Source organism: Nitrospirota bacterium (assembly GCA_030645475.1).
Lineage (GTDB): Bacteria > Nitrospirota > Nitrospiria > Nitrospirales > Nitrospiraceae > Palsa-1315.
The window spans coordinates 1-3,047 of the sequence record JAUSMA010000070.1; the positions used below are offsets into that span (position 1 = coordinate 1).

The 3,047-nt window shown below is 56.4% G+C and carries 4 protein-coding genes; 2 read left to right on the top strand and 2 right to left on the bottom strand.

The annotated features are described in order from the left end of the window. Window positions 1-216, top strand: a 216-nt coding sequence (locus Q7U76_17755) for a uracil-DNA glycosylase (protein ID MDO8358225.1), incomplete at its 5' end; no start/stop codon positions are given. A 200-nt stretch (window positions 217-416) separates the two neighbouring features. Here Q7U76_17755 and Q7U76_17760 read toward each other — a convergent pair. Together Q7U76_17760 and Q7U76_17765 are read right to left on the bottom strand one after the other, a co-directional pair. Next, complete coding sequence (locus Q7U76_17760; protein MDO8358226.1) at window positions 417-788, bottom strand: response regulator; 372 nt, start codon at window positions 786-788, stop codon at window positions 417-419. Window positions 789-1,370: 582 nt separating this feature from the next. After that, a complete protein-coding gene (locus tag Q7U76_17765; protein ID MDO8358227.1) occupies window positions 1,371-2,267 on the bottom strand; it encodes a LysR family transcriptional regulator in 897 nt (298 codons plus the stop codon). Window positions 2,268-2,404: 137 nt separating this feature from the next. Here Q7U76_17765 and Q7U76_17770 point away from each other — a divergent pair, with 137 nt between their 5' ends. Next, window positions 2,405-2,950, top strand: a complete 546-nt coding sequence (locus tag Q7U76_17770) for a hypothetical protein (GenBank protein MDO8358228.1) — start codon at window positions 2,405-2,407, stop codon at window positions 2,948-2,950. The last annotated feature ends 97 nt before the right edge of the window (window positions 2,951-3,047 follow it).

Consider the following 3,047-nt stretch of genomic DNA (forward strand, 5'->3'; position numbering starts at 1 on the left):
TACATGAAAGACTTTGTGCTCTTCCCCCTCCTGCATCCAGCCGCAGCCCTGCACCAAGGCAGCATGTTCGAACCGCTTCGCGAAGACTTCAAAAAACTTAGAGAGTTTCTGGACCGAAATACCAAACCAGCCGAACCCACCACAGCGACACCCATTGCTGCACCCACGCTAGACATCGAACCGCCGCAGCCAACCCAGATGGATCTGTTCGGATAGTTGGGCCGCTTGCGAAAGACTTATTAGTTATGTAGCACTCGCTGGGTAGCTTTCCTCGCGCGATGACCGCTATCGGCCAGGTTGCGACAGTCGCTAAGGCCATCTCCACGCCGGAAAACGGCCGTTCATTCGAGATGGTGCTCGCTTCGCGCTACGCTTGGCTGGAGTGGGTCTGAGTCGTCTTGTATGCGAATCAGCTATCAGCTTGAGTGGGGAGAGGGTAGGACCTCCTGCAATGCCAACCCAAGTTGATCGAGCGAAAATGCCTTCTGAATAAAGGCCGTGGCGCCCTGGCTCAGCATCTCTTGCTCAACCTCTTCAGTGCTGTGTCCACTAAAAACTACGACCGGTAGGGTGGGGTGCAGTATCCGCAATTGCTGCAGTAAGCTCCGACCGTCTATTCCAGGCATGTTGAGGTCCAACACGACAGCATCAGGAGTTCGCCGGTGACATAACGTCAACCCTGCCCCACCATTATCTGCCAAAATAACTTCATATCCTCTTTCCTCGAGGACGGCAGCTAGGAGGCCTCGGTCGCGGACATCATCGTCTATGACAAGAATCTTCGTCATACGAGCCTTCATCCGCTGTTTGATTAATCTGGTGTCTCATTGTCTTTCGGGTGCATCCACTCTTCATAGCGCCCCGACCGTCCCAGCTCATCCATACAACCTGGATCAACTCATCACCGAAGACGGCACGGTCACGATCGAGCAACCCATCTTGTCATTGGAGGAAGCGACGAGCCATCATTTTCTGCTTTCATCATCTGCATCTGCTACCACACTGCTACCAGGACAGGCCTTTCTGCGGATAACCACATCGCCGACTTTCAAGATCTGTCTAAGCTGTCTGCCGCCCTTCATAAAGAAGCTGCGGCGATTGTTGTTCTTTCTTTTACACCCCGTGAGATCCCGATGACGCCGTCATTCGATTGGAACACCTGATAGCCTTCGGTCGTGGACTTCGGCTAAGGGTCGAGGACTGCCATCGGCCAAGTGCGGAAGTTCAAAGACTCGCTGCGATTGACCACCCCTCTGCCAAAGCAGACATTGTTGTCTTCAGGGGCACAAAGTCTGTTCAGATGCTCCAGGCGGTCAAACACCCACCTTTAGGGCTGAGTTCTGCTGGAAAATTTGGGGCGACTCAGTCCTTCAGCGGATCGCCGCACAGATATTCCGAACGTGGCCGCGCAACCAGCGATGCGCTTGATCAGCATCCAGCCGCGGGTGCCAGAGCAATGAAACCGTGAACTCCGGGACGGAGACCGGAAGGGGGAAGCTATGCATTCCGGCGCGCAGGTTGCCGGTGTGGCGTTCGGGCACACTGGCGATCAGGTCGGAGGCTCGAGCCAGGCCCAGCGCGGTGGAAAAGCCACCGACGATTGTAACGATTTCCCGCTCCAGCCTAAACGGCTTCAAGGCTTCATCAATCGGTCCCCTGTCGAGACCCTCCCGCGAGACGCAGATGTGTCTGCCGGCGGCATAACGGGAGGGCGTGATCTTTCCCTTGCTCAGCAGGTGCCCCTTTCGCACGACGCCAATGTAACGGTCTCGGAACAATGCCTGTACACGCAGTTCCAGAGCCGTGGTCTTCTCCACAACACCTGTTTCCAGATCGACGGCCCCGTCGCGAAGCGGCGTGCTATCTTTGCTTGGCTTCTGCACGAAGCGCAGCCGCACGCCGGGAGCTTCCTCGCCGACGCGAGCGATGAGGTCCGGTCCGAAGTTCTCCACAAAGCCTTCGCTGGTCCGCAATGTGAACGTTCGGACTATCTGCTTGAGGTTGAGCTTCTCGGCAGGTCGTAGAACCGCTTCTCCGTCCTGCACGAGCTGACTGACTCGCTCTCGGAGTTCGAGCGCCCGAGGTGTGGGAACGAGACCCCGTCCGGCCCTGACCAGCAGCGGATCGCCCGTCGTCTCACGCAATCGCGCCAGCGCCCGGCTCATCGCCGACGGGCTAAGCCGCAACCGTTGGGCGGCACGCGTCACGTTGCCTTCCGCGAGCAACACATCAAGAGTGACAAGCAAATTGAAATCGGGTCGCGACATGCATCGATTATGTCGAGATATGGCGTCAAACGCAATGACACTATGCAATCAGTGCGTCTTACGCCATGTGTGTACGTTACTTATACTTCGACTATCGATTGAACCGGGTCCATCCACGCCGAACTGAAAGGAAACACATGGCTAAGAATTCGCTGGAAAAGTTTATTGAGGGGGTTAGGCAGATTTGGGGACCTCTTACCTCCGAAGTGGTCGCAGGTTGTCGCCAGCAGTTGGAGGAACTCGTCAAAACGCCATCCCAGGAGGAATGGTTGGCGGCACTGCACCGGGAAGCTTCGGCCTACAACGAAATGTACCGGGATCCGACACAAGGGTTCGTGCTGTTAGCCCACACGGAACATGCGGGGCTCTACAGGCCACCCCATGACCACGGCAGAGGGTGGGTCATCTATGCGATCCAGAAAGGCGAAGTCGAGATGGGAACCTATGCTCGGATCGAGGAATCGGATGGTAGCGTGAAACTCGTGAAAAGGGATTCCACGCTGGTACGCCCCGGACAGGTTCAGGTGTATCTACCCGGAGATATTCACGACACACGGTGCATTTCTGGGCCCGCACTGTTATTCCGCTTTACAGAGCGAGATTTGAAGAAGGAGGACAAAGAAGAACACAGAGTGACGAGGTATGTTGAGCGGGATGGCATCTGGACCCTAGGGGCGCCGTGACCATGTCCTTTACCCAAGCCATAGGACGCCGTTTGGGGCCGATATTCATCGCTTTCAATGTGCCTTCCTCCATGACTCGCGGATCGACATCGCCCGC

Coding starts and splice junctions, on each gene's coding strand:
- Q7U76_17760 (MDO8358226.1), bottom strand. CDS start 788: ATGACGAAGATTCTTGTCATAGACGATGATGTCCGCGACCGAGGCCTC.
- Q7U76_17770 (MDO8358228.1), top strand. CDS start 2,405: ATGGCTAAGAATTCGCTGGAAAAGTTTATTGAGGGGGTTAGGCAGATT.
- Q7U76_17765 (MDO8358227.1), bottom strand. CDS start 2,267: ATGTCGCGACCCGATTTCAATTTGCTTGTCACTCTTGATGTGTTGCTC.